Below are 1,128 nucleotides of genomic sequence, written 5' to 3'. Positions count from 1 at the left end.
CTAGTGTCGCGTTTCTGAAGTTGGTTTAGGGTTCGCTTTCGCGAGGATCTGTTCGGGAGTTTTAGTCCAGACGAACGGGTGTTTGCGGTCGTTCCAGCCCGTGATGAACTGGCGAATCTTGGCATTGAGGTCCTTGACAGATGTAAAGACACCACGGCGGATGGCCTGCCGGTCGATGATCCCGAACCAGACTTCCACGAGGTTGAGCCAGGATCCGGACGTCGGGGTGAAGTGCACGTGGAACCGCGGATGCTGTGCCAGCCACACCTTCACCGCCGGGGTCTTGTGGGTCGCGTAGTTGTCCATCACCAAGTGCAGGTCAACCTCCGGGTAGGCGCGGTCGAGTTGACGCAGGAACGCCAGGAACTCCTGATGGCGATGCTTCGGCTTGACCGCGCCGGTGACGTGCCCGGTCGCAATGTCCAACGCGGCGAACAGAGTCGTGGTGCCGTGCCGCTTGTAATCGTGGGTGTGCCTTTCGATGCTGCCGGTGCGCATCGGCAGCATCGGCGCGGTCCTATCCAGCGCCTGGATCTGACTCTTCTCGTCAACACACAACACGATCGCGTTGTCCGGTGGCGCCAAGTACAACCCCACCACGTCGGTGACCTTCGCGACCAGTTCGGGATCGGTGGAGAACTTGAACGTTCCGGCCCGCCAAGGCTGCACCCCGAACTTGCGCCACGCCCTGGCCACGGTGGCGTTACCGATCTTCAGATGATCCGCCAGCAGGCGTGAGGACCAGTGCGTCACCCCGTACTTCTTCGGCGGAGGAGTCAACGTCGTGGTGATGATCTTCTGGTCATCTATCCGCTTCGGCCGGCCAGAGCGCGACTCGTCGAACAGGCCCGCGATCCCATCCGCCTCATACCTGCCTCGCCACTTCCACACCGTCGTCGGCGTCGTTCGCTCCCGGTCAGCGATCCGAGAGTTCGCCTGACCTTCCGCCGCGAGCAGGATAATCCGCGCCCGCATCGCCAACCCCGATTGGATCGACGTTGACCGCGTCCACGACTCCAACTCCTCGCGGTCACCATCACGAAGAATCAAAGCCGGAGCCGGGTTATTGGGCATGACCCATTCTCCCAAACACCCAAGCATTTAAGAACTAACGACACGCGACACTAG

Annotated in this window: 1 protein-coding gene; it reads right to left on the bottom strand. The window is 61.2% G+C overall.

Annotated elements, in window-relative coordinates; translation table 11 throughout:
- Positions 1-1,074, bottom strand: coding sequence for an IS630 family transposase (locus G6030_RS03100; protein ID WP_095717553.1), 1,074 nt, complete (start codon positions 1,072-1,074; stop codon positions 1-3).
- Positions 1,075-1,128 lie beyond the last annotated feature (54 nt).

It is taken from the genome of Dietzia sp. E1, from assembly GCF_014145015.1.
In the GTDB taxonomy this organism is placed as follows: Bacteria; Actinomycetota; Actinomycetes; order Mycobacteriales; family Mycobacteriaceae; genus Dietzia; species Dietzia cinnamea_A.
Note: the sequence above shows the minus strand (reverse complement) of the source record. Positions and strands in the feature narration are given on the sequence as shown.